The 21563-nt window shown below is 76.4% G+C and carries 19 protein-coding genes; 10 read left to right on the top strand and 9 right to left on the bottom strand.

The genetic code is table 11. The features are described from left to right. Positions 1 to 87 precede the first annotated feature (87 nt). Positions 88 to 1344, top strand: a complete 1257-nt coding sequence (locus ACYVQV_RS16575) for a GNAT family N-acetyltransferase (RefSeq protein WP_461024423.1) — start codon at positions 88 to 90, stop codon at positions 1342 to 1344. A gap of 33 nt (positions 1345 to 1377) precedes the next feature. Here the strand turns inward: ACYVQV_RS16575 and ACYVQV_RS16570 are convergent, their stop codons facing one another. Together ACYVQV_RS16570 and ACYVQV_RS16565 are read right to left on the bottom strand one after the other, a co-directional pair. Further along, positions 1378 to 2592: a hypothetical protein gene (locus tag ACYVQV_RS16570; protein ID WP_461024422.1), complete on the bottom strand. Its 1215-nt coding sequence runs from the start codon at positions 2590 to 2592 to the stop codon at positions 1378 to 1380. Between the two features lie 148 nt (positions 2593 to 2740). Beyond that, positions 2741 to 3520 carry an endonuclease/exonuclease/phosphatase family protein gene (locus ACYVQV_RS16565; protein ID WP_461024421.1) on the bottom strand — a complete coding sequence of 260 codons (780 nt, stop codon included), beginning with the start codon at positions 3518 to 3520 and terminating at the stop codon, positions 2741 to 2743. Between the two features lie 125 nt (positions 3521 to 3645). Between ACYVQV_RS16565 and ACYVQV_RS16560 the strand changes: the two genes are divergently transcribed. Then, on the top strand, positions 3646 to 4056 hold the full coding sequence (locus ACYVQV_RS16560) for a PPOX class F420-dependent oxidoreductase (RefSeq protein WP_461024420.1): 411 nt from the start codon (positions 3646 to 3648) through the stop codon (positions 4054 to 4056). Between the two features lie 30 nt (positions 4057 to 4086). Here the strand turns inward: ACYVQV_RS16560 and ACYVQV_RS16555 are convergent, their stop codons facing one another. Continuing rightward, entirely contained in the window at positions 4087 to 4860 is a 774-nt protein-coding gene (locus ACYVQV_RS16555; RefSeq protein ID WP_461024419.1) for an NTP transferase domain-containing protein, read from the bottom strand. Then, complete coding sequence (locus ACYVQV_RS16550; protein ID WP_461024418.1) at positions 4857 to 5369, bottom strand: NUDIX hydrolase; 513 nt, start codon at positions 5367 to 5369, stop codon at positions 4857 to 4859. Before ACYVQV_RS16550 ends, ACYVQV_RS16555 begins: the two co-directional genes overlap by 4 nt. A gap of 75 nt (positions 5370 to 5444) precedes the next feature. On the opposite strand from ACYVQV_RS16550, the gene ACYVQV_RS16545 reads away from it, so the two are divergent. Then, positions 5445 to 5906, top strand: coding sequence for an NUDIX hydrolase (locus ACYVQV_RS16545; protein ID WP_461024417.1), 462 nt, complete (start codon positions 5445 to 5447; stop codon positions 5904 to 5906). Between the two features lie 20 nt (positions 5907 to 5926). Here ACYVQV_RS16545 and ACYVQV_RS16540 read toward each other — a convergent pair whose 3' ends face one another. From ACYVQV_RS16540 to ACYVQV_RS16530, 3 genes are all read right to left on the bottom strand, one after another. Continuing rightward, positions 5927 to 7219, bottom strand: a complete 1293-nt coding sequence (locus ACYVQV_RS16540) for a glycoside hydrolase family 15 protein (RefSeq protein ID WP_461024416.1) — start codon at positions 7217 to 7219, stop codon at positions 5927 to 5929. Between the two features lie 143 nt (positions 7220 to 7362). Continuing rightward, positions 7363 to 7653 carry a hypothetical protein gene (locus ACYVQV_RS16535; RefSeq protein WP_461024415.1) on the bottom strand — a complete coding sequence of 97 codons (291 nt, stop codon included), beginning with the start codon at positions 7651 to 7653 and terminating at the stop codon, positions 7363 to 7365. Further along, positions 7650 to 9017: a PspC domain-containing protein gene (locus tag ACYVQV_RS16530; protein WP_461024414.1), complete on the bottom strand. Its 1368-nt coding sequence runs from the start codon at positions 9015 to 9017 to the stop codon at positions 7650 to 7652. Before ACYVQV_RS16530 ends, ACYVQV_RS16535 begins: the two co-directional genes overlap by 4 nt. A 152-nt stretch (positions 9018 to 9169) precedes the next feature. On the opposite strand from ACYVQV_RS16530, the gene ACYVQV_RS16525 reads away from it, so the two are divergent. The 3 genes from ACYVQV_RS16525 to ACYVQV_RS16515 all read left to right on the top strand — a co-directional run bounded on the left by ACYVQV_RS16525 (position 9170) and on the right by ACYVQV_RS16515 (position 11616). After that, positions 9170 to 10522 carry an ATP-binding protein gene (locus ACYVQV_RS16525; protein WP_461024413.1) on the top strand — a complete coding sequence of 451 codons (1353 nt, stop codon included), beginning with the start codon at positions 9170 to 9172 and terminating at the stop codon, positions 10520 to 10522. Continuing rightward, positions 10523 to 11182 (top strand): LuxR C-terminal-related transcriptional regulator, encoded by a 660-nt coding sequence (locus tag ACYVQV_RS16520; protein WP_461024412.1) that lies wholly within the window; start codon positions 10523 to 10525, stop codon positions 11180 to 11182. Positions 11183 to 11271: 89 nt separating this feature from the next. Further along, positions 11272 to 11616, top strand: coding sequence for a hypothetical protein (locus ACYVQV_RS16515; protein WP_461024411.1), 345 nt, complete (start codon positions 11272 to 11274; stop codon positions 11614 to 11616). 71 nt (positions 11617 to 11687) lie between these two features. Here ACYVQV_RS16515 and ACYVQV_RS16510 read toward each other — a convergent pair whose 3' ends face one another. Then, positions 11688 to 12392: an HAD family acid phosphatase gene (locus ACYVQV_RS16510; protein WP_461024410.1), complete on the bottom strand. Its 705-nt coding sequence runs from the start codon at positions 12390 to 12392 to the stop codon at positions 11688 to 11690. 181 nt (positions 12393 to 12573) lie between these two features. Between ACYVQV_RS16510 and pcrA the strand changes: the two genes are divergently transcribed. From pcrA to ACYVQV_RS16495, 3 genes are all read left to right on the top strand, one after another. After that, the gene (pcrA, locus tag ACYVQV_RS16505; protein ID WP_461024409.1) at positions 12574 to 15063 is read left to right on the top strand and encodes a DNA helicase PcrA; all 2490 of its coding nucleotides are present in this window, start codon (positions 12574 to 12576) and stop codon (positions 15061 to 15063) included. Positions 15064 to 15141: 78 nt separating this feature from the next. Next, a complete protein-coding gene (locus ACYVQV_RS16500) occupies positions 15142 to 15549 on the top strand; it encodes a PadR family transcriptional regulator (protein ID WP_461024408.1) in 408 nt (135 codons plus the stop codon). Next, on the top strand, positions 15546 to 16079 hold the full coding sequence (locus ACYVQV_RS16495) for a hypothetical protein (RefSeq protein ID WP_461024407.1): 534 nt from the start codon (positions 15546 to 15548) through the stop codon (positions 16077 to 16079). The genes ACYVQV_RS16500 and ACYVQV_RS16495 overlap by 4 nt, the downstream gene beginning before the upstream one ends. A 7-nt stretch (positions 16080 to 16086) precedes the next feature. Here ACYVQV_RS16495 and ACYVQV_RS16490 read toward each other — a convergent pair whose 3' ends face one another. Continuing rightward, entirely contained in the window at positions 16087 to 16740 is a 654-nt protein-coding gene (locus ACYVQV_RS16490) for a winged helix-turn-helix domain-containing protein (protein ID WP_461024406.1), read from the bottom strand. A 342-nt stretch (positions 16741 to 17082) separates the two neighbouring features. On the opposite strand from ACYVQV_RS16490, the gene ACYVQV_RS16485 reads away from it, so the two are divergent. Continuing rightward, positions 17083 to 21558, top strand: a complete 4476-nt coding sequence (locus ACYVQV_RS16485; RefSeq protein WP_461024405.1) for a carboxypeptidase regulatory-like domain-containing protein — start codon at positions 17083 to 17085, stop codon at positions 21556 to 21558. Positions 21559 to 21563: the final 5 nt, after the last annotated feature.

The following is a 21563-nucleotide window of genomic DNA, read 5'->3' as shown; positions in this document are numbered from 1 at the left end:
CAGGTCCCGCACCGACGGTGGCTCCGCCGTCGCCGGCCGCGGATATCGGGTGGCTCGTCCCGGCGCGCAGGCGCTTTCATGGGACCCATGCCGACCACGCCGCCGCACCTGGCGAAGCCCGAGCTGACGTACGCCACGGAGGAGGGCTGGCCGCAGTACGCGGCCGCGATCCTGAGGGGCTTCCAGGAGGAGTCTCCCGAGCACACCCTCGAGGCGGAGCGGAAGGTCGTCGAGTGGGACCGGTCCTTCGGTCACCAGGTCGACGGCCGGTGGGTGTCCACCTGCGGGGCGTTCAGCCGCCGGATGACCGTGCCCGGCGGGGCCTCGGTGCCGGCCGCCGCGGTCACCATCGTCACCGTCCACCCGCCGTACCGGCGTCGCGGGCTGCTGACCGAGATGATGACCCACCAGCTCGAGGACGTGCGCCGGCGCGGCGAGCCGGTCGCCACGCTGTGGGCCTCGGAGTCGCTGATCTACGGCCGGTTCGGCTACGGGCACGCGGCGCCCCGGGCGAGGATCTCCGGCCGCACCAGGAACCTCGCGTACCTGCCGGACGTGGACCTCGGTGACGGCTCGGTCGCCGAGGTCGAGCAGGAGGAGTACCTCGACGTCGTCCGCGACCTGCACGCCCGGCTGCTGCCCCAGCGCGTCGGGGCGCTCGACCGCCCCGGCCCCTGGTGGGAGCGCACGCTGTTCGACCCCTCCGAGTGGCGGGACGGCGCCACCGCGGCCCGGTACGTCCTGCACTTCGACGCCGACGGCACCCCCACCGGCTTCGCGCGGTACCGGTTCAAGGAGGGCTACGACCCCAGCGGCGTGCCGGAGGGGGAGGTGCGCGTCGCCGACGTCGACGCGGCCACCCCGCAGGGTTACGCGCGGCTGTGGCGCTACCTGCTCGACCTCGACCTCGCACGGAAGTTCATCCAGCGCAACGCCCCCGCGGACGACGTCCTGCGCCACCTCGTCGCCGACCACCGGGCCGTGCACACCGAGCTGACCGACGGGATCTACGTCCGCCTGGTCGACGTCGCCGCGGCCCTGGGCGCCCGCCGGTACTCCTCGGACGTCGACGTCGTCCTCGGGGTGCGGGACCGGCTGCTGCCGCACAACGACGCGCGGTTCCGGCTGCGCGGCGGGCCGACGTCCGCCGACGTGCAGCGCACGGACGACGCTGCCGACCTCGAGCTCGACGTCCGCGAGCTCGGGACGGTCTACCTCGGCGGCCCGACGCTCTGCGAGCTCGCCCGAGCCGGCCGGGTCACCGAGCGCACCCCGGGCGCGCTCGCGGCCGCGTCCGCCGCCTTCGCCGGCCAGCGCGCCCCGTTCTGCCCCGACATGTTCTGACCGGCTCCCTGGACCGGCTCAGCGCGGACGCACTCAGGGGCGGGTGAGGAGCAGCGTCCCCAGGCACATCTCGTCCGTCGTGCCCTCACCCCAGACGACGTACCGGTCCGGCTGGCCGTCGAACGAGGGCAGCAGGTCGCGCGTCGCCTGGTCGTGCCGGCACGTCACGCGCAGCACGTCCCCCTCGGCCACGGGCAGCGGCTCCGGGAGGGCCTTGGCGCCCTGGTCGTCGAAGTCCCACACGGGCAGGTCGAGCACCGTGCGGGCCTGCGGCGTCCCCGGGTTGAGCTCGATCGTCAGGGACCGGCCGAGCAGGTGCATGTGCCCGGCCGCGGCGTGCAACGTGCCCGGTTCGCGCACCACCCGGTCGCACGACTGCACGGGCCCGGCCGCGGGCGCCGTGACGTCACCGCACAGCACCTGCAGACCCGCGACCGTGCGGCCCGAGTCCGGTCCGAACCGGGCCATCACGTCCAGGACGGCGCGCTCCCGGTCGCACAGCGGCGCGTCGTCGTGACCCGGCCGGCACGGCAGCTCGACCGGCGCCACGAGCAGCACCGTCTCCAGCGGCTGCAGGCCGGACGACGCGGGGGCGACGCGCAACCGCGCGGTCGTGGAGTCCGCGCCCTCACCGGCGAGCAGGTTGTAGTGCACCTGCATGACGACCCGGCTGCCCGCCTCCAGCGGGGTGCCGATCCCGTCGGCGAGCACCCGTTCCCCGCCGCCCGGCGCCCACGCGCCCAACCACGGGGCGCTGTCCAGGGTCGACCCGGGTCCGCCCGAGTCCAGCTCCGTCCCGCCGAAGCACGTCCAACCCTGGCCCGGCTCGTCGGCGTCCTTCTCCTGCGCCGCCGCGACCTGCTCCGGGGGGACGCGGAACAGGATCACGTGGTGCACGAGGTCCGTCCGGCCCGGCCGCACGTCGACGCCGGTCACGAACGCCGACTCGGTCAGGCCCGGGTCGAGCAGCACGCACCGGTAGTCGTCGGTGCCCGTCCCCCGGGCGGACGGCGTGTACGGCTCGGGCATCGCCAGGTCGAGGAACGCCTCGCCCGCCCGCAGCGGCGCGGACGGGGGAGGGGGCGTCGTCGGGTGGTGCACCCCGGCGGGCTCCACGGCAGCAGCCGGAGCCGCGTGGCCGTCGTGCCCCGCGTCGGAGCCGCCCGGGCCGTTCGCGACCGCCACCCAGCCGGCCCCGGCCACCAGGGCCACCGCCAGGCCCGCCCGCCACCACGTCGCTGTGCGCACCGGCGAACGCTAGGGCCGGACGCGGGCACGGCGCGAGCACCGTCCCGCGGGCTGGATGCGCCGTCCGAGGGACCCCGTCGGCGCAGCGAGCCGGGTGCAGCGGGCGTCCGGGGCCCGGGATCAGCCGGTCGCCCTCAGCCGGTCGCCGTCAGCCGGTCGCGCTCAGGTGGACGCTGAGTGCCTTGTGGTCGGACACCGGCAGGTCGTGCGTGGCGCTGGCGTGGACCGGCGGCAGGGCACCGCGTCCCAGGACGTGGTCGAGCTGGACCCGCGGTGCCGGCGCCGGGAACGTCGCGTGCCGGGCCAGCGCCCGGAAGCCCGAGACCCGCTCCGCCGCACCGGCGGGCAGGTTCAGGTCACCGACGAGCAGGTGCGGGCCCGGCGCGCCGGACAGCCACCGGGCGAGACGCCGCAGCTGCCGCACGTTCCACCCGGGGACGAAGGACAGGTGCGTGCACGCCACCGTCACCAGGCCCACGGGCGCGCGCACGACCGCCGCGACGGCGACGCGCGGCTCGTCGCGCAGCCACAGCAGCGGGCGGCTGTGACCGGGCAGCAGGATCGGTGCGCGCACCCGCGCCGCGGGCAGCCGCAGGTGGTGCCAGGACACCACCGGCAACCGGGACACCAGCCCCACGCCGTAGTGCCGGTGCCCGCGCCGCTCCTGGTCGTCGTCCGTCGCCTCACGCCACGTCTCCCCCGGGGTGCCGACGACGGCGGGGACGAACCGCCAGTGCGGCGCGCCGAGCGCGTCCGCCACCTCGGCGGTCAGGTCCAGGCGACCGGACCGCGGCTGGTCCCGGTCGACCTCCTGCAGCCCCAGGACGTCGACGTCCAGGACCCGCACGGCGTCGTGCAGCCGCGCCGCCTCGACCCGGCGGTCGTGCAGCGACGTGCCGTTGAGGATGTTCCACGTCGCCACCCGCACCCCCGGACGCTAACCCGGCGCCGGGGGCACCGCCCGGTGACCCGGTGCGCGCGGGCGCCGCCGCTGACAGGCTGGGCACCCACGCCCGGCGACCACGCCCGGGACGCGACGAGAGGGGTGCCACCGTGCCGACCGGACCGCTGCCCGAGGACCTGCGCGACCTGCTCGCCCGGCCCAACCCCGCCGTGATGGCGACGCTGCGCAAGGACGGCTCGCCGGTGTCCGTGGCGACCTGGTACCTGCTCGACGGCGACCGGCTGCTGGTCAACCTCGACGAGTCCCGCACCCGCCTGCAGCACCTGCGCCGGGACCCGAGGGTCTCGCTGACGGTGCTCGCGGACGACGACTGGTACACCCACGTCAGCGTCCAGGGCCGGGTCACCGAGCTCACCGACGACACCGACCTGCGCGGGATCGACCGCATCTCGCGCCACTACACGGGCAACCCCTACCCGGTGCGGGACCGGCCCCGGGTGGACGCGTGGATCGAGGTCGACCGCTGGCACGGCTGGGGCCGGGCCCGCCAGGACGGCTGAGTCAGCCCCGGCGACCCGCCGTCGCCGGGCTCACCCGCAGGGGACCGTGACGACGTTCTCGCGCGTCCCGGCCCTGACCGTGTCGACCAGGTGCTCGTCCGGTCCGACCCACGCGCCGTCCCAGACGACGCAGCGCTCCAGCGTCCCCTCGACCACGGCGCCGACGCCGACGACGCTGCGGCCCCCCGAGGCCAGCAGGTTCGCGCGCAGGTAGTCGGCCGGGGTCCCGCAGTCGACCGCCTCCCCGTCGAGGTCGACCAGCTCCAGCCGTCCGGCCGCCTGCTCACCCCGCCACAGCGCCTCGTACAGGCCGGACGGCGTCGCCTCCAGGCCCCGGACGAGGCGGCCGGGCAGCAGGCACGCCCCCACGTAGCGGCGGGTCCCGAAGTCGGCGGGGGCGCCGGTGTCGACGGTGAGCAGGCGGCAGCGCTCACCGTCCCAACCGTCCAGCAGCGGCCCCAGCGACCCGACGAGGTAGGCGTCGGCGTTCGTCAGCAGCACGTCCCGGTCACCCACCCACGGACGCAGGGCGCCCAGCGCCCCCGCCGTCCCCAGCGGCTCGTCGGCCTCCAGCGACACGTGCGCGCGCCGCCCCAGCCAGGCCGTCACCTGGTCGGCGTGGTGGTGGGCGTTGACCGCCAGGTGCCCGGGCCCGGACCCGCACCACGGGACGAGGCGGTCCAGGGCGTGCCCCAGCAGCGGGACGCCGGCCACGGGGCACAGGCACTTCGGGCGCAGCATCGTCAGCGGGCGCAGGCGGGTGCCCAGGCCCGCGGCCAGGACCACCCCGGCGAGGTCGCTCACGTGGTCGGCAGGACCCGGCCGTCGCGCCGGTCGCCGGGCTCGCGCAGCGAGGCGAGGATGTCGCGGGTCGCCCCGTCCACCTCGGGCACGTCCTGCGGACGGAACCACGCGTGGTCGCGCGCCTCGCCCCCGACGCGCACGTGCGGCCGCTGCTGCGCGCGCACCCGGAACACCACGTCGACCCGGCCGACGGACGGGTGCACCCCCGTCGTCAGCACGTCCCCCGCCTCGATCCGCAGGGCCGTCTCCTCGCGGACCTCCCGCTCCACGGCCTGTGCGGGCGTCTCACCGCGGTCGAGCAGGCCGCCCGGCAGGCTCCAGCCCTGACGGTGCGGCTGCTGCAGGAACAGGACCTCGCCGTCGTGCTCGATGAGGGCGACCGCGCCGACCGTGTACGACGGGGCCGCGGTGCGCACCACGGCGCGCCGCACGGACGGCGGCAGCCGGCGGAAGGCGGTCAGGGCCGCGGTGTGCGCGGCGCGACGCAGGGACCGGGGGGACGGGGGCACGCAGCCCACCCTAGGACCGGCCCCGCGTCGCGCGCCCCGGGAGCCGGGCGGGACGCCGGTCGGTACCGTCGCCGCGTGGACCGACCTCCCCCCGGCGTCGAGCCGGTGCGCCTGCAGCGGCTCGCGGCGTACGCCCTGTGCCGTCGCGGGGACGAGGTGCTGCTCGCCCGGTACAGCGACCGGGCGCCGCGGCCGGGGGTGTGGGCGCTGCCCGGGGGAGGGGTCGACCACGGTGAGCACCCCCGCGACGCGGTGACCCGGGAGGTGCGCGAGGAGACCGGCCTGGTGGTCGCGGTCGGCCGCCTGGTCGACGTGACGTCGGTGCACTTCACCGGGCGAGCGCCGTCCGGTCGGTGGGAGGACTACCACTCCGTCGGCCTCGTCTTCGAGGCCGCCACGGACGACGACGCGCCGCCCCGGGTCGTCGAGGTCGACGGGACGACGGACGCGGCGGCGTGGGTACCGCTCGCCGCCGTGCGCGCCGGCGAGGTGCACCTCACCGACGCGGTCCGGCGGCTGCTCCTGCCGCCCGCCTGACCTCCGGCCCGACGAGCGGGTCAGGCCGGCGGCGGCGCCGGCAGGTCACCCTCCAGGGCGGCGAGGGTCAGCAGCACGAGCGACGCGGTCCAGGTGAGCGGGGCGACGGCGGCCGGACGGCCGTTCTCGTCGACCTTCTCCGGCAGCGAGCCGACCCGGGTGCGCCGCGCGTCCAGCCAGTCGAGCAGCTCGTGCGCCGTCCGGGTGTCCCCGGTGGCGGCGGCGGTCATGGCGAACAGCGCCGTCTGCGGGGTCCACGCCAGCCACGGCTTGTGGAACTCCTCGCCGGGCCGCAGCCCGCCGTTCGGGGCGGTGAGCACGCCGCGTGCCCTCACCCACGCGTCCTGCTGGCCCTCCGGCTGCTCGGTGAACGGGGGCATCAGGAAGGCCACCGACGCGTCGGCGCGGCCGGTGCTGAGCAGCCGGGGGTAGCCCCGGCTCCCGAACGTGTCCGCGATACCGGTGGTCAGCCGGGCCTCCGTGTCCGCGACCTGCGCGGTGAGGTCGGTCTCGTCCAGGAGCGGCAGCAGCTGCCCGGCGGCGCGCAGTCCCACCAGCACCGGTGCGGCCGTCCCCTGCGAGGTCTCGTCGAGCTCGATCTCCCAGTAGTCCATCGACGGGGGCGGCAGCCCGGTGCCCGGGTCGACCGACGCCGCGGCGAGTGCGGCCGACCGGGTCACGAGGGGGCGCAGCCCCTCCAGCCGCGCGCCCACCGCGTCCTCGGGGACGCCCTGCGCGCGCAGCGACTCCACCCACACCCAGGTGGCCCACAGCACCCAACCGACGCCGTCCAGCTGCTCACCGCGGTCGTCGGGCACGGACCCGTCCACGCGGTAGCGCGCCTGGAACGTGCCGTCGGCGGCCTGCAGCCCCTGCACGTGCCGCAGCACCGCCTCCGCGTCGTCGGTGCGACCGGACACCGACAGGGCGGCCGTGACGAACGAGGAGTCCCTGGGCCACACGTACCGCCACAGCGGGCGCCACCCGGCCAGCGCCGCCAGCTCGGCGGTCGCGGGGTCGTCGTCCAGGTCGGCCGGGACGGTCAGCACGTCCAGGTCGGCCATCGCCCGGCGGGCCATGTCCTCCCACCGCGTCCCCTGTCCGGGGACGGCGCCCGCCCAGGTGGGGCCGGCGTCCTGGAGGGAGGAACCGACGGGCAGGTCCTGCGGTCGCCCGTCCGCGCCGAGCCGGACGCCCTCGGCGTACAACGCGGGGCTCTTCGCCGGCACGGCGGCCAGGCTGACGGCCGCCAGCAGCACGGCGAGGACGACGGCGGGCAGGGACAGGCGCCGCAGCGGCGGTGACGAGCGCACGGGGGTGAGGCCTCCGGTTCGGGGACGCGCCCTCGTGGGGCACGGCGACGGGGATCGTAGGGCCCCGCGGGTGATCTCCGTGGGCAGTTCGGGGAGATCGTCCCGGACCGGACCAGGCCCGACCGGGCCCGGCGGTGCTCGGCTCAGCGGCGGCGACCGCGCAGCAGGGCCAGTCCGGTGCCGAGCAGCAGCAGGACGCCGGCGACCACCATCCCGACCGGCAGCACCAGCCCGTAGTCGACCCGGACGTCGGTCAGCCGGGTCAGGGCGATCAGGCCCAGCACCGTCAGGACGACCAGCCCGGTGACGACGGTGGCCGCGGACGGCCCGACCGGTGGAGCCGGCTCGGGGTGCTCGTGCGTCGGCTGCTGCGTCGGCTGGTGCGTCGGCTGGTGCGCCGCCTCGTGCGGCTGCTCGCTCGTCGGCTCGCTCATCGGGACCCCTCCTCGACCACGTCCACGTCCCCGACCAGCGCGGAGACCTCGACCACCAGGCCGCCGTCCTCGCCGCGGGCCCGGGCGGCGTTGCGCAGCTCGGCGTCCGCGCCGACACCCCCGGTGAGCCCGCTGCGGGTCCACCCGTCCGGGACCGTCGCGGCGTCGGTCCCGCCGACGACCGCCTGCACCCTGACCGTCACCGGGACGTCGTCCGGCACGACCACCTCCACGCGCCCGACACCGGCGCGCAAGGGCACGACCAGCGCGTCGTCGGCGTCGGCGGGGACGTCCGTCAGGTCGACGCGCGAGTCGCCGAACAGCGTCACGTGCCCGCGGGCCGCGTCCGACCGCCCCGTCGGGGTGTACGACGCGTCGGCGAAGGCCACCCGGGCGTCGCCGGGGACGACGGACCACCACAGCGCCAGGCAGGTCACGACGACCGCGAGGAGGCCGACGGTGCCGTCGGTGCGTCCGGCGACGCCCAGGGCCACCACGGCCAGGCCGAGGACGGCCCCGGCGGCGAGCGCCGCGGCGAGCCGGGTCGGCAGGTCCAGGCCGCCCTGCAGCGCCCAGGTGGCCGCCAGGCCGGCCGCCACCAGCGCCACGCCGACGACGGCGGTGGTCAGCAGCGGTCCGGGCCCACGGCGGCGCGGGCGGCGTGGCGGTGGTCCCGAACCGGCGTCGCCGTGCCGGGCCCACTCGGCGGGCCGGGGTGCGGTCCGGCTGCCGGCGGGGCGCCCCGTGGGGGTGCCGGGCGGCCCGGCGGCCGGACCGGTGGCCGGACCGGTGGCCGGGCCGGCGGCCGGGGCGTGGGTCCGCGAGGACTCCACCACGCGCGGCAGCCACCAGATCGCCGAGACGACGACCGCGACCAGCACCAGGGCCGCCAGCGGACCGCCGTCCCAGCCCGGGTCGGCGCCGGGCCACCACAGCTGCCACGGCCTCGGCAGCCACCCGGCGCACAGCACCAGGACGCCTGCGACGACCGCACCGGCGCTGACGTCGCCGCGCGAGACCGCCTCGGCCTCGATCCGTCCGTGCCGGTCGGGCAGCAGCAGCCACGCGACGCCGTACAGGACGGCGGGGACGCCGCCGAGCACCGACAGCACGATGACGGCGACGCGGACGACCACGGCGTCGACGCCGATCCGCTCCGCGAGGCCGGCGCACACGCCACCGGCCCACCGGTCGTCGCTGCGCTGCACCGGGGAGCGGCGCACGGAGTCGAAGAACTGCTCGGCGCCGGTGCGGTCCCGGCCGGGGTCGGGCCCTGCCTCGGGTGCGGGCCCTGGAGCCTGCGGGGCGTCGTCCGCGGCGCCGTGGGGTCCGCCGGTCGGCGCGGTCGGTGGTGGGGTCGTCATGCGTCCAGCCTGCCCGCGCGGGAGGTCCGCCGGTATCGGTGAGGACCCTGGTGCGACCCCGAGCCGGCCGCGTGCCCGCCCCGGGCGGACCCGGGGGAGGGCCAGGGTGCTTCCCGGGCCCCGGACGCGGCGTCGCCCGGCAGGATGTGGGGATGGCCGGAGGTGACGTGACGACGCGAGCGCACGGCCGCCCGGGAACGCGGCCGCCGCTGCGCCGGACGCTGCAGGACCGGTGGGTCGCCGGCGTCGCCGCGGGACTGGCGACGCACCTCGGCGTGCCGGTCGCCCGGGTGCGGGCGGTGCTGGTGCTGCTGGTCCCGCTGGGGGGCGCCGGCGTCCTGGCCTACCTGCTCCTGTGGCTGCTCGTCCCGGCGGCGCCGGTCGCCCGGCGCACGGGGACGGCGCCCGCGGACCGCCGCGGCGGACCGACCCCCGACGCGGGAGCGGAGCACGCGGGTGGCCCGGACGGCGGCGACGACCGGGCCACCGCCCAGGTGCTGCAGGACAACGCGTTGACGACGGTGGCCGGCGCGGCGCTGGTCGCGGTCGGGTCCGCGACCCTGGCGCAGCGGGCCGGCGTCGGGGTGGAGCCGCTCACCGTCGCCGCGCTCGCGGCGATCGTCGTCGGCGCGCTGCTGGCGTGGGGCCGGCTCGACCGGTCGGACCGGGCGCGGTGGCTGGCCAGCGCGGGCGGTGACACCCGGCCCGGGCTGGTGCGGCTGGCCTCCGGTGTCGCGCTCGCGGTCGTGGGGCTGCTCCTGCTGCTGTCGGGGACGGTGGACGCGGCCGCGTTGCGCGGTGCCCTGCTGGCGGCCGGGGCCGTGCTGGTGGGCACCGGGCTCCTGCTGGCGCCGTGGGTGACCCAGCTCGGCCGCGACCTCGTCGCCGAGCGCGCGGCGCGGGTCAGGGCCGACGAGCGCGCGGAGATCGCCGCGCACCTGCACGACTCGGTGCTCCAGACCCTCGCCCTGGTTCAGAAGCGCGCCGACGACCCGGTGGAGGTGACGCGGCTGGCCCGCGCGCAGGAGCGGCAGCTGCGCCAGTGGCTGTACGCGGCGCCGGCGCCGGCCCGCCTGGCCGAGGCGGTGCGCGGCGTGGTGGCGGAGGTGGAGGACCTGCACGGCGTCCCGGTCGAGGTCGTCACCGTCGGCGACACCGCGCTCGACGGCGACCTGCACGCGCTCGTCCAGGCGCTGCGCGAGGCGCTCGTGAACGCGGTGCGGCACGGCGCGCCGCCGGTCTCGGTGTACGTCGAGGTCACGGAGGACGGCGTCGAGGCGTTCGTCCGCGACCACGGTCCGGGGGTCGACCTGGACGCCGTCCCGGCCGACCGGCTGGGGCTGCGCCGGTCCGTCCTGGAGCGGATGGCCCGGCACTCCGGCAGCGCCTCGGTGCGCCGCCCGGCCGGTGGGGGCACCGAGGTGCGCCTCGTGCACGGACCGCTCGCCGCCGGGCAGGATGGGGCCGGTGGCGCGGGCGACGCGGCACCGGACGGGAGGACCTGAGTGCTGCGCGTGGCCCTGGTCGACGACCACCGGCTGGTCCGCGTCGGCGTGCGCACCGAGCTCGCCGACGACCTCGAGGTGGTGGGCGAGGCCGAGGACGTCGACGGTGCCGTCGAGCTCGTCGCCCGCACCCGCCCCGACGTCGTCCTGCTCGACGTGCACCTGCCCGGCGGCTCCGGCGGCGGTGGGGCGGAGGTGCTGCGCCGCTGCGGCGGCACCACGACCGCCGGCGGCGCGCCGGTCCGCTTCCTCGCGCTCAGCGTCTCGGACGCCGCGGACGACGTCATCGCGGTGATCCGCGGCGGCGCCCGCGGGTACCTGACGAAGTCGGTCGACGGCGCGGCGCTGTCGGCGGCCGTCCGCCGGGTCGCAGACGGCGACGCGGTCTTCTCGCCGCGGCTCGCCGGTTTCGTCCTCGACGCCTTCGGCACCGGCGCGGCCGACCTGGCCACCGGCGACGACGAGCTGGACCGGCTGTCCGCCCGCGAGCGGGAGGTGATGCGGCTGATCGCCCGCGGCTACGCCTACAAGGAGGTCGCCAGGGAGCTCGTCATCTCCGTCAAGACCGTGGAGACCCACGTCTCGTCGGTGCTGCGCAAGCTCCAGCTGTCGTCGCGGCACGAGCTGACCCGGTGGGCGGCCGACCGCAGGCTGCTCTGACCCGCTCTGACCGGCTGGGCTGACCGGCTGGGCTGGCTCGGTGAGCACCACCTGGTCGCGCGGTGGCCGCCGGTGGATAGCCTGCGGCCATGGACCTCGTCTACCAGCTGCTCGTGGTGCTGCACCTCGTCGGGATGGCGATGCTCGTCGGGGGGTGGCTGGTGACGGTCCGGACCCCGAAGGTGCTGCCGGGCATGTGGCACGGTGCGCTCACCCAGCTCGTCACGGGGGTCGCGCTCGTCGGCCTGGCGTCCGCCGACGTGGTGGACCGGGACGTCGACAACGCGAAGATCACCGTGAAGCTGCTGGTGGCCCTCGCCGTCGCCGTCGTGGTGTTCCTCGCCCGTCGCCGCAAGGAGGGCGACGCGGGGATGGTCCACGCCGTCGGCGGACTGTCGCTGCTCAACGTGCTCATCGCCGTCCTCTGGCGCTGACGGGGGCACCACGACCGCGTGGCGCGGCCGGCCGCCCGGACCGTGCGCTCGGACGGCCGACCGCTCGGGACCTAGACCAACCGGCCGTCGTAGTCGGGCAGCTTGAAGGTCCGCTCCGCGTGGCCACCGACGAGGTCGCTGTCGGAGTTGCCGACGTTCGCCACCACCGTGAAGCCACGCCGCTCGATCTCGGCGCGGGCGCGCGTCTTGCGCTCGGCGTCCGGACCGAAGTCGAGCCACCCCCGCATGAACAGGCCGTCGACGGGGTAGCCGTTCTGCCGCAGCACGTGCAGCGTCAGCGGTCGCAGGATCTCCGGCCGGGAGGTCACGAAGAAGACGGCGGCGCCGTCCGCCCGGGCCTGCTGCGCCAGGGCGAGCACCTGCGGTGTGGCGTGGCCGGGGGCGTACTGGGTCTGCAGCGCCGTGTTGTCGATGTCGAGGACGACGGCGGCTCGCACGGACGGGTCCGGGAGCCGCGCCGCGAGGTAGGCGGTCGCCTCGTCGGTGACGGCCGACACGTCCGCCAGCCACGTGTCCCGCGGGGGCAGACCCAGCGTCTGGGGCGCGGCGGGCGGCGCGCTGGCGGACGGCGCGGTCGAGCCGGCCGGCAGGCGTGCTGACGGACCGGCCGTGGGACCGGCCGGCGTCGTCTCGACGGAGACCGACGTGGTCGTGGTGGGCGTCTGCGTGGCGGTCGCCGTGGGTGCGACGAGGGCCAGCGAGGCGGTGGTCACGAGGAGCAGGACGGCGCGTGCGCGGCCGGGCAGTGACGACATGGGAGTCCCTTCGACGGCAGGTGGGTGCCCGTGCGCCGGGCGGCGCACGGGCCGAACCGTAAAGATCACTGCTGACTAGAGCATGAACACTCTATGACTGGCGGGCCCTCCGCCGATAGCCGTCCGTGGCGCCCGCCGGTCGCGCCCGCCGTCGCCCCCCGCACGTAGGCTGGCTCGCGAGATGAGCACCCTCTTCGACGACCTCCCGCTGCCCGGCCCGCCCCGCCCCTCGGGGCACGCGCCGCTGCCCGCCGTCCCACCCCGCGGGGACGGCTCGACCGCCGGGGAGGGGGACCGCGCTCCCGCGGCCGGGCCGCGGCTGGACGGCGCGGCGCTCCTGGCCGGGCTCAACCCGTCCCAGCGGGAAGCGGTCCTGCACACGGGGCCGCCGCTGCTCATCGTGGCGGGTGCCGGCTCCGGCAAGACCCGGGTGCTGACCCACCGGATCGCCTACCTGCTCGCCGAGCGCGGTGTCCGCCCCGGTCAGGTGCTGGCCATCACCTTCACGAACAAGGCCGCCGCCGAGATGAAGGAGCGTGTCGAGGCCCTCGTCGGCGGTGCCGCCCGCAGCATGTGGGTCTCGACGTTCCACTCCGCCTGCGTGCGGATCCTGCGGCGCGAGGCGACGAAGGTCGGGCTGCGGTCCAGCTTCTCCATCTACGACGCCGCCGACTCCCAGCGGCTCATGGCCCTGGTGTGCCGCGAGCTGGACCTCGACCCCAAGCGCTACCCGCCCCGCTCCTTCAGCCACCAGGTGTCCAACCTGAAGAACGAGCTCGTGGACGACGAGACGTACGCCGACCGGGTCCGGGAGGGCAGCCTCACCGAGAAGGTCCTCGCCGACGCCTACCGGCTCTACACCCAGCGCCTGCGGCAGGCCAACGCGCTCGACTTCGACGACCTCATCATGACGACCGTGAACGTGCTGCAGGCGTTCCCGGACGTCGCGCAGTACTACCGGCGGCGCTTCCGCCACGTCATGGTCGACGAGTACCAGGACACCAACCACGCGCAGTACGTGCTGGTGCGCGAGCTGGTGGGCGGGTCGACGTCCGAGCAGGAGGCCGCGGCCGACGTGCGTGCGGTCGACGGCACGCTCGTGCGGGCCGGCCGCGCCGGCGCCGCGGACGGCGAGGCGCCGGCGCCGCAGGTCCCGCCCGCCGAGCTGACCGTCGTGGGCGACGCCGACCAGTCCATCTACGCCTTCCGCGGCGCGACGATCCGCAACATCGTGGAGTTCGAGACGGACTACCCGGCGGCCCGCACGATCCTGCTCGAGCAGAACTACCGGTCGACGCAGACGATCCTGTCGGCGGCGAACGCGGTCATCGCCCGCAACCCGGACCGGCGTCCGAAGAACCTGTGGACGGCGTCCGGGGCGGGGGAGCAGGTCGTCGGCTACGTCGCCGACAACGAGCACGACGAGGCGTCGTTCGTCGCCGAGGAGATCGACCGGCTGCACGACCTGGGCGTGCGCTACGGCGACGTGGCGGTCTTCTACCGGACCAACGCCCAGTCGCGGGCCCTGGAGGAGGTCCTGGTCCGGGTCGGTCTGCCGTACAAGGTCGTCGGTGGCACCCGGTTCTACGAGCGCCGCGAGGTCAAGGACGCGCTGGCCTACCTGCGGGTGCTGGCGAACGGGTCCGACACCGTGAACATGCGACGGATCCTCAACGTGCCCAAGCGCGGGATCGGCGACCGGGCCGAGGGTGCGCTGGTCGCCCTCGCGGAGCGGGAGCGGATCGCCTTCGCCGAGGCGCTCGCCCGGGCCGACGAGGCGCCGGGGATCGCGACCCGCTCGCTGGCGTGCGTCAAGGCGTTCACCACCCTCCTCGAGGAGCTGCGCGCCCTCGTCGACGGCGGCGCGCCACCGGCGACGGTGCTCGAGGCCGTCCTCGACCGCACCGGCTACCTCGACGAGCTGCGCGCCAGCCACGACCCGCAGGACGAGTCGCGGGTGGAGAACCTCGCCGAGCTCGTCGCGGTCGCCGGCGAGTTCGAGGTCGCCAACCCCGGCGGCACGCTGACCGACTTCCTCGAGCAGGTGTCGCTGGTCGCCGACTCCGACGAGGTGCCCGACGAGGCCGTCGCGGACGGCGGCCACTCCCCGGACGCCGAGCCCGCGCCCGACCCCGGGGTCGTGACGCTGATGACGCTGCACACGGCGAAGGGGCTGGAGTTCCCGGCCGTCTTCCTCACCGGCCTCGAGGACGGCACGTTCCCGCACATGCGCTCGCTGGGGGACCAGTCCGAGCTGGCCGAGGAGCGCCGGCTCGCCTACGTGGGGATCACGCGCGCCCAGCAGCGGCTGTACCTCTCGCGTGCCGTCGTCCGCAGCGCCTACGGCCAGCCGCAGTACAACCCGGCGAGCCGGTTCCTCGACGAGATCCCCGCCGAGCTGGTCGACTGGCGGCGCTCGGAGAGCACCGGCGTGCGGCCGTCGTCCACACCCGCGGTGGCCAGGCTCGCGCAGCGACCGGGGGTCCGCTCGACCGGCAACCGGGAGGTCGTCCACCTCGAGCCCGGTGACAAGGTCACGCACGACTCCTTCGGGCTCGGCACCGTCGTCCAGGTCGACGGCAGCGGTCAGCAGGCCGTGGCGCACGTCGACTTCCGCGGCGAGGGCACCAAGCGGCTGCTCCTGCGCTACGCCCCGCTCGAGAAGCTCTGACACCGCGGCCCGTCGGAGGATGAGCTGTGACGTCGCCAGGTACTTGACGATGCCAGGTACCCGGCTTAGCTTAGTCGCGTGCCGTCCACCGACCCCCAGATGCTCAAGGGGGTGCTCACGATGCTGCTGCTGCACCTCGTCGGGGCGGAGGAGGACTACGGGTACCGGCTCGTGGTCCGCCTGCGTGGTTACGGCGTCGAGGACGTCGCGGAGGGCACGGTCTACCCCGCGCTGACGCGGCTGGAGAGCCAGGGGCTCCTCGAGTCGCGGCTGGTCCGCTCGGCGTCCGGGCCGGCCCGCAAGTACTACCGGTTGACGCGGGCCGGGGAGCGGGAGCGCGACCGGGCCGCCGCGGCGTGGCGCGGTCTCGTCCGGGCCGTGGACGCCGTCACGGCGTCGGCACCGGGTGACGCGCGGGTCGGGTCGGCAGCGACCGGACCTCGGGGTGCTGAGGCGGAGGGTGACGAGGAGAGGGTGACGACGTGAGCGCACGAGTGGTGGACCGGCTGCGGATCGAGGGCGCCGTCGTGCGCTACGACCTGTGGCTCGACCTGCACGGCGTCCCGGGCCGGCGCCGTCGCGACCTGCGCCGGGAGCTGCGGTCGAACCTGCAGGAGGCCGGGCACGACGTCGGGGTGCGGGCGGCGGTCCGGCGCCTGGGCGGCGTGCGGGAGCTGGCCGCGGACAGCGTCGTGAGCGACCGCAACCGACCCGCCTGGACCGTCGGGCTGCTCTGGGCGGCCGGCAGCCTCGTCCTGCTGCTGTGGCTGACGCTGCTGCAGGCCGCCGCGTTCGCCGACGGCGTCGCCGCCAGCGGGGTGGGCCGGCCCGTGTCGGGTGAGCTCACCCTGCTGCCGGGTGTCGGCGTCGAGGCGCACGTGCCGGACGACGGTGGGCTCTCCATCGCGGTGACGGGCAGCTGGTCGCTGCTCGTGGTCCCGCTGCTCGTCCTCGTCGTAGCGGCCCGACCCTGGAGGCTGGCGGGCCGCCGTCGCCGCGAGGTCGTCGGCCCGTGACCCGAGGTCAGGACGAGCGGACCACCAGCCGGTAGCCGACGCCGCGCACCGACACCACACCGACGTCCGGTGCCGTCTGGGCCAGGCGCGCGCGCAACCGCTTGACGGCGGAGGTCACCGAGTCGTCGTCCCCGACGTACGGCCGGTGCCACACCTGCGAGGTGAGCTCGGCGAAGCTCCAGACCCGGCCCGGTTCGCTGGCGAGGGTGCGCAGCAGGTCGAACCCGCGCGCGGACAGCTCGACCACCCGGTCGCGCCAGCGGACCTCCCGGGACGCCGCGTCGACGGTCAGGTCGCCGACGGTCAGGACGTCCCCGCGGGCCGGACCCGGGGCGCGCACCGTCGTCGGGTGCGCCGGGGACAGCCCGTGGGCTCCGCGCGCGGCACCGTCGAGGAGGTGGACGACGCTGTTGGTGTCCGCGGCCAGCACGACCAGGGCGTCGCCCCCGACGCTGCGCAGGACCCGGTCGTTCTGGTCGGCGCTCGTGCCGATGCACACCACCAGCGGGTCCTGCGTCGAGGTGCGCGTCGCGGCCTGGGCCGCGGTCTGCGTCGTGGGCTGCGCCGGAACGTGCGCCGGGACCTGCGCCGGCACGTGCTCCGACAGCTGCCCCCTCAGGTGCGCCGTCGTCACGTGCGGTACGTCGAGCTGCTCGGTCACGCTGCCTCCCCGTCCTCCGCGCCCGACCCGAGTCACTGTGAGCACCCGGATCGTGACTACCCGTGGGGCGGAGCATGACACGGGTCGCGTCCCCGACGTAAGGCCCTTCCGGTCGCGAAACGGTCGGGGACCCGTCGTCCGCCCCCTGACTGCCCGCGGCCGCGCCACCGACCGCCCCCGGCCGGTCCTGGCCGGTGCGTGCTCGCCGCAGTTGGCTGGTCGTGCCGTCCAGGGGCGCCACGGGGCGCCGGCGGCCGGACGGGGGGCACCGTGAACACCAGCGTTGACAGCTCGCACCGACGGGCAGAGGGGGGCGGCGTCCGTCGACGCAGGGCAGCCGGCGTGCCCCGCCGCCTCGTCGCCTGGCTCGCCGGGGCGGCCCTCCTCGCCCCCCTCGCCGTCGCGGGCGGTCCGCTCCCCGCAGCCGCGTCGTCGCCAGCCGCGGCCACCGGGTCACCAGCCGACGCCCGGACGGCCGCCCCGGTCGACCCGCCGGTGGCCCGTGCCCTGGCGAGCAAGGGTGCCTCCGACCTCTGGGTCGTGCTGGACGAGCGGGCCGACCTGCGCGCCGCCGCCGCGGTCGACGACTGGACCGAACGGGGCGAGGCCGTCGTGGAGGCCCTGCAGGCCACGGCGCGCAGCAGCCAGGGTCCGGTCCTGGCCGCGCTCAGCGACGGGGGCGTGCGCCACACCGCGTTCTGGGCCTCGAACCGGGTGCTGGTGCACGACGCCGACGAGGCCCTCACCGCGCGGCTGTCCGGGCTCGACGGCGTGGCCCGGATCGCCGCCACCCAGGTGCTCGAGCTGCCCGAGCCGGTCGGACCGGCCGAGCCGGCAGGCCCGCCGGACCCCACGGGCGCCCCGGGCACGCTCGCGGTCGAGTGGGGCGTCGCCGCGGTCAACGCCGACGACGTCTGGACCGGCTTCGGCGTGCGCGGCGAGGGCCTCGTCGTCGGCAGCATCGACAGCGGCGTCCAGTTCGACCACCCCGCGCTCGCGGCGTCCTACCGCGGCGCGAGCGGCCCCGGAGCCGTCGAGCACGACCACCACTGGTTCGACCCGTCGGGGACCTGCGGACCGCCCACCGCCGCGCCGTGCGACAACAACGGCCACGGCACGCACACCATGGGCACGATGGTCGGCGAGGCCGGCGACGACCAGATCGGCGTCGCCCCCGGCGCCCGGTGGGTCGCCGCCAAGGGCTGCGAGACCAACGGGTGCTCCGACGCCAGCCTGCTCGCCTCCGGGCAGTGGATGCTCGCCCCCACCGACCGCGCCGGCGAGGACCCCCGGCCCGACCTGCGCCCGCACGTCGTCAACAACTCCTGGGGCGCGGGCAACGGCGCCGAGGTCGACCCCTGGTACGACGACGTCATCCGCGCCTGGACGGCGTCCGGCATCTTCGGGGTCTTCTCCAACGGCAACGAGGGCCCCGGCTGCGACACCACCGGGTCACCGGCCGACTCCGTGCACGCGTTCGGTGTGGGCGGGTTCCGCTCCGACGGCGGCGTCTACACCAGCTCGAGCCGCGGCCCCGGTCAGCCGGGGCTGATCCGCCCGAACCTGTCCGCTCCCGCGGTGGACGTCCGCTCCTCGCTGCCCGGCAACGGCTACGGGACCGCCAGCGGCACGTCGATGGCCGCCCCCCACGTGTCCGGGACGGTCGCCCTCATGTGGTCGGCCGCACCGGCGCTCACCGGCGACGTGCAGGCGACCCGCGAGCTGCTCGCCGCCACGGCCGTCGACACCGACGACACCACCTGCGGGGGGACCCCGGGCAACAACAACGTCTGGGGCGAGGGCAAGCTCGACGCCCTCGCGGCCGTGGAGGCCTCCCCGCGCGGACCGACGGGCACCCTGTCCGGGACCGTCACCGACGCCGATGGTGACCCGGTCGCCGGCGCCCGGGTCAGCACGGACGGCGAGGTGCAGCGGTCCACCACCACGGACGAGGACGGCACGTGGTCGCTGCGCCTGCCGGTCGGCGAGCGCACCGTGACGTTCACCGCGTTCGGGTACGCGCCCGCCTCCCGGACGGTCACCGTGACGGAGGACGCCACGACCACCGTCGACGTGGTCCTGGACGCGGCGCCGGTGCACGAGGTGCGCGGCACGGTCCGCGACGAGCGCGGCGAGCCGGTCGCCGGGGCGCAGGTCGCCCTGGTCGGCACCCCCGTCGCGCCCGTCACGTCCGGCGGCGACGGCGCCTGGTCGCTCGGCGACGTCCCCGAGGGTCGCTACCGGCTCACGGCCAGCGGCACCCAGTGCACCGCGGACGTCGTCCGGGAGCTCGTCGTCGACGGCCCGCAGGACGTCCAGGTCGTGCTCCCGGACCGCACCGACGCGTTCGGCCACCGGTGCACCACCGAGCCCGCGCAGTGGGTGGACACCGACACGGTCCTGCCGCTGACCGGTGACGACGCGACCACCCCTCTCGCCACGCCCTTCCCGGTGACCCTGTACGGCGAGACGCACCACATGCTGTGGGTCTCCACGAACGGGCACCTCAACGTGCTGGGCCCGGTGGCGGCTTTCAGCAACGGCACGCTGCCGAGCGCGACCGAGCCCAACGGTGCCGTCTACGCGTTCTGGGACGACCTCGTCGTCGACGACCAGGCGTCGGTGCGCACCGGGACCAGCGGGCAGGCACCCGACCGGGTGCTCGTCGTCGAGTGGCGCGACGCCACCTTCTTCGGCGACGGCGAGACGAGGGTCGACGCCCAGGTCCGGCTGCACGAGTCCGGCGAGGTCGTGCTCGCCTGGCGCGGCATCGACCCCGGGTCGGCGCGCGAGCGCGGGTCGTCGGCGACCGTGGGGATCGAGGACCGCACCGGCACCGACGCGCTCCAGTACTCCGCCGACGAGCCCGTGCTCGAGGACGGCGTGGCCGTCCGCTTCACCCCGCCGCCGAGCGGGGTCGTCCAGGGAACGGTCACCGACGCCGTGGACGGCGGCCCCGTCGCCGGGACGACGGTGACGCTGACCGGTGCGGGCGGCGCGGAGCGCGAGACCGTCACCGGCGCCGACGGCGCCTACCGCGTCACCGTGCCCGTGGGGTCGTGGACCCTGCGGGCCGAGGCGCCCCGGTACGAGCCCGCCGAGCGGCAGGTGCAGGTCGCCGACGGTGACGTGGTGACGGTCGACCTGGCGCTGCGCACGGCGGCCGTCGAGGTGGACCCGGGCCGCCTGAGCTGGCTGCTCGCCGCCGGCGAGCGGGCCGAGGCGACCGTCACGGTCCGCAACCCCGGGCTCCTGCCGCTGCGCGTCGAGGTCTCCGAGAGCGGCGGGGCCGCGGTGCCGGCGCACGAGCCCGCTGGCGCGCTCGCCGCCCGGGCCGGCGAGCTCGACCTCGAGGCACGCACCGCGCGGGTGGGTGGTGCGTCCTCCGCGCCCGCCGCCCCGTCGGCTTCGGCCTCGGCCGCGCCGTCGGCAGGGCAGGACCCGCGCACGCACGCACCCGGCGACGTGATCGCCTCCTGGCCCGCCACCGGGTTGAGCACGCCGTGGGGGCTCGGACGCGCCGACGGGGTCTGGGTCTCCGACGCCGACACCGGCGGGGACGTGGAGTTCACGGTCGACGGCACCCCCACCGGCAGGACGCTCGACCCGCCGTGGGCCTCGACCTGGAACGCCGACCTCGCCCACGACACCCGACGCGACCGGGTCTGCCAGGTCGCCGTCGGCGGCGACAACGGGATCCACTGCTGGGACCCGGCGACCGGGCAGGAGGACGACGTCCTGACCGGGCCGTGGAGCGCCGTCTCGCAGCGCGGCGTCGCCTACCGGGCCGACGACGACACCTTCTACGTCGGCGGCTGGAACGAGGACGTCGTCTACCACGTGGCCGGTCCCTCGCACGCCGAGCCCGGGGCGGTGCTGTCGTCGTGCTCCGCGCCGCTGGCGCTCGCCGGCCTGGCCTGGAACCCGACGGCGCAGGTGCTGTGGGCGGCGACCAGCAGCGAGGGCAACCTCCTGCACCGGCTCGACCCGGACGACTGCACGTCGCTGGGCACGCTCGGCTTCCCCGAGGCCACGCCCTACTCCGGCGCCGGCCTGGACCTCGACCCGAACGGTGACCTGTGGCTCGTCTCGCAGTCCAGCGGCACCGTCTACCGCGTGGACAGCGGGCTGCCGGTCGACCTCGACGTGCCGTGGCTGGCTGTGGAGCCGCGGGAGGCGACCGTGCCGCCCGGGGGCACCGTGGAGCTCGAGGTGGCCGTGGACACGACCGGCCTGGCGGCAGGCGTCTACCGGGCGGAGCTCGTCCTGCGCACCGACGCCGGCCGCCGGCCGCAGGTCCGGGTCCCGGTGGAGCTGGTCGTCAGCGGGTCGTGGACGTCCGTCAACGCGGGTGGGGGCGAGGAGGTCGCCGCGGACGGGCGCACCTGGGTCGCCGACCGGGAGCACACCGAAGGTGGCTTCGGCTGGCTGGGCCGGTCGACGACGGCGACCGAGCGGACGGCGCAGATCGGGGGAACGGACGACGACGCGCTCTTCCGCGACCAGCGGCAGGGGATGGACGCGTACCGCTTCGACGACCTGCCGGCCGGGACCTACGAGGTGCGCCTCGGCTTCGCCGAGCTGCTGACGCGGCCGCGCACGGACTGGCGACGGTTCGACGTCCGCGTCGACGGCCAGTGGGCGCTCGTCGGCTACGACGTCGCGGCGCAGGTGGGCGGCCGGCACGCGGACGTTCACGTCTTCCGCGCCGAGGTCGAGGAGGACGGCGGGTCGCTCGTCGTCGAGTTCCTCGACCGGCGTGGCTACCGGCCGGCGATCGTCAGCACGGTGGAGGTGGTGCACCGTCCGGACCTGTGACCGGG

This window comes from Thalassiella azotivora, assembly GCF_054781695.1.
Note: the sequence above shows the minus strand (reverse complement) of the source record. Positions and strands in the feature narration are given on the sequence as shown.

What these genes read in the sequence shown, in the direction of transcription:
- ACYVQV_RS16575 (WP_461024423.1), top strand. Translation starts at nt 88, where the DNA reads ATGCCGACCACGCCGCCGCACCTGGCGAAGCCCGAGCTGACGTACGCC.
- ACYVQV_RS16535 (WP_461024415.1), bottom strand. Translation starts at nt 7,653, where the DNA reads ATGAGCGAGCCGACGAGCGAGCAGCCGCACGAGGCGGCGCACCAGCCG.
- ACYVQV_RS16530 (WP_461024414.1), bottom strand. Translation starts at nt 9,017, where the DNA reads ATGACGACCCCACCACCGACCGCGCCGACCGGCGGACCCCACGGCGCC.
- ACYVQV_RS16525 (WP_461024413.1), top strand. Translation starts at nt 9,170, where the DNA reads ATGGCCGGAGGTGACGTGACGACGCGAGCGCACGGCCGCCCGGGAACG.
- ACYVQV_RS16515 (WP_461024411.1), top strand. Translation starts at nt 11,272, where the DNA reads ATGGACCTCGTCTACCAGCTGCTCGTGGTGCTGCACCTCGTCGGGATG.
- ACYVQV_RS16510 (WP_461024410.1), bottom strand. Translation starts at nt 12,392, where the DNA reads ATGTCGTCACTGCCCGGCCGCGCACGCGCCGTCCTGCTCCTCGTGACC.
- pcrA (WP_461024409.1), top strand. Translation starts at nt 12,574, where the DNA reads ATGAGCACCCTCTTCGACGACCTCCCGCTGCCCGGCCCGCCCCGCCCC.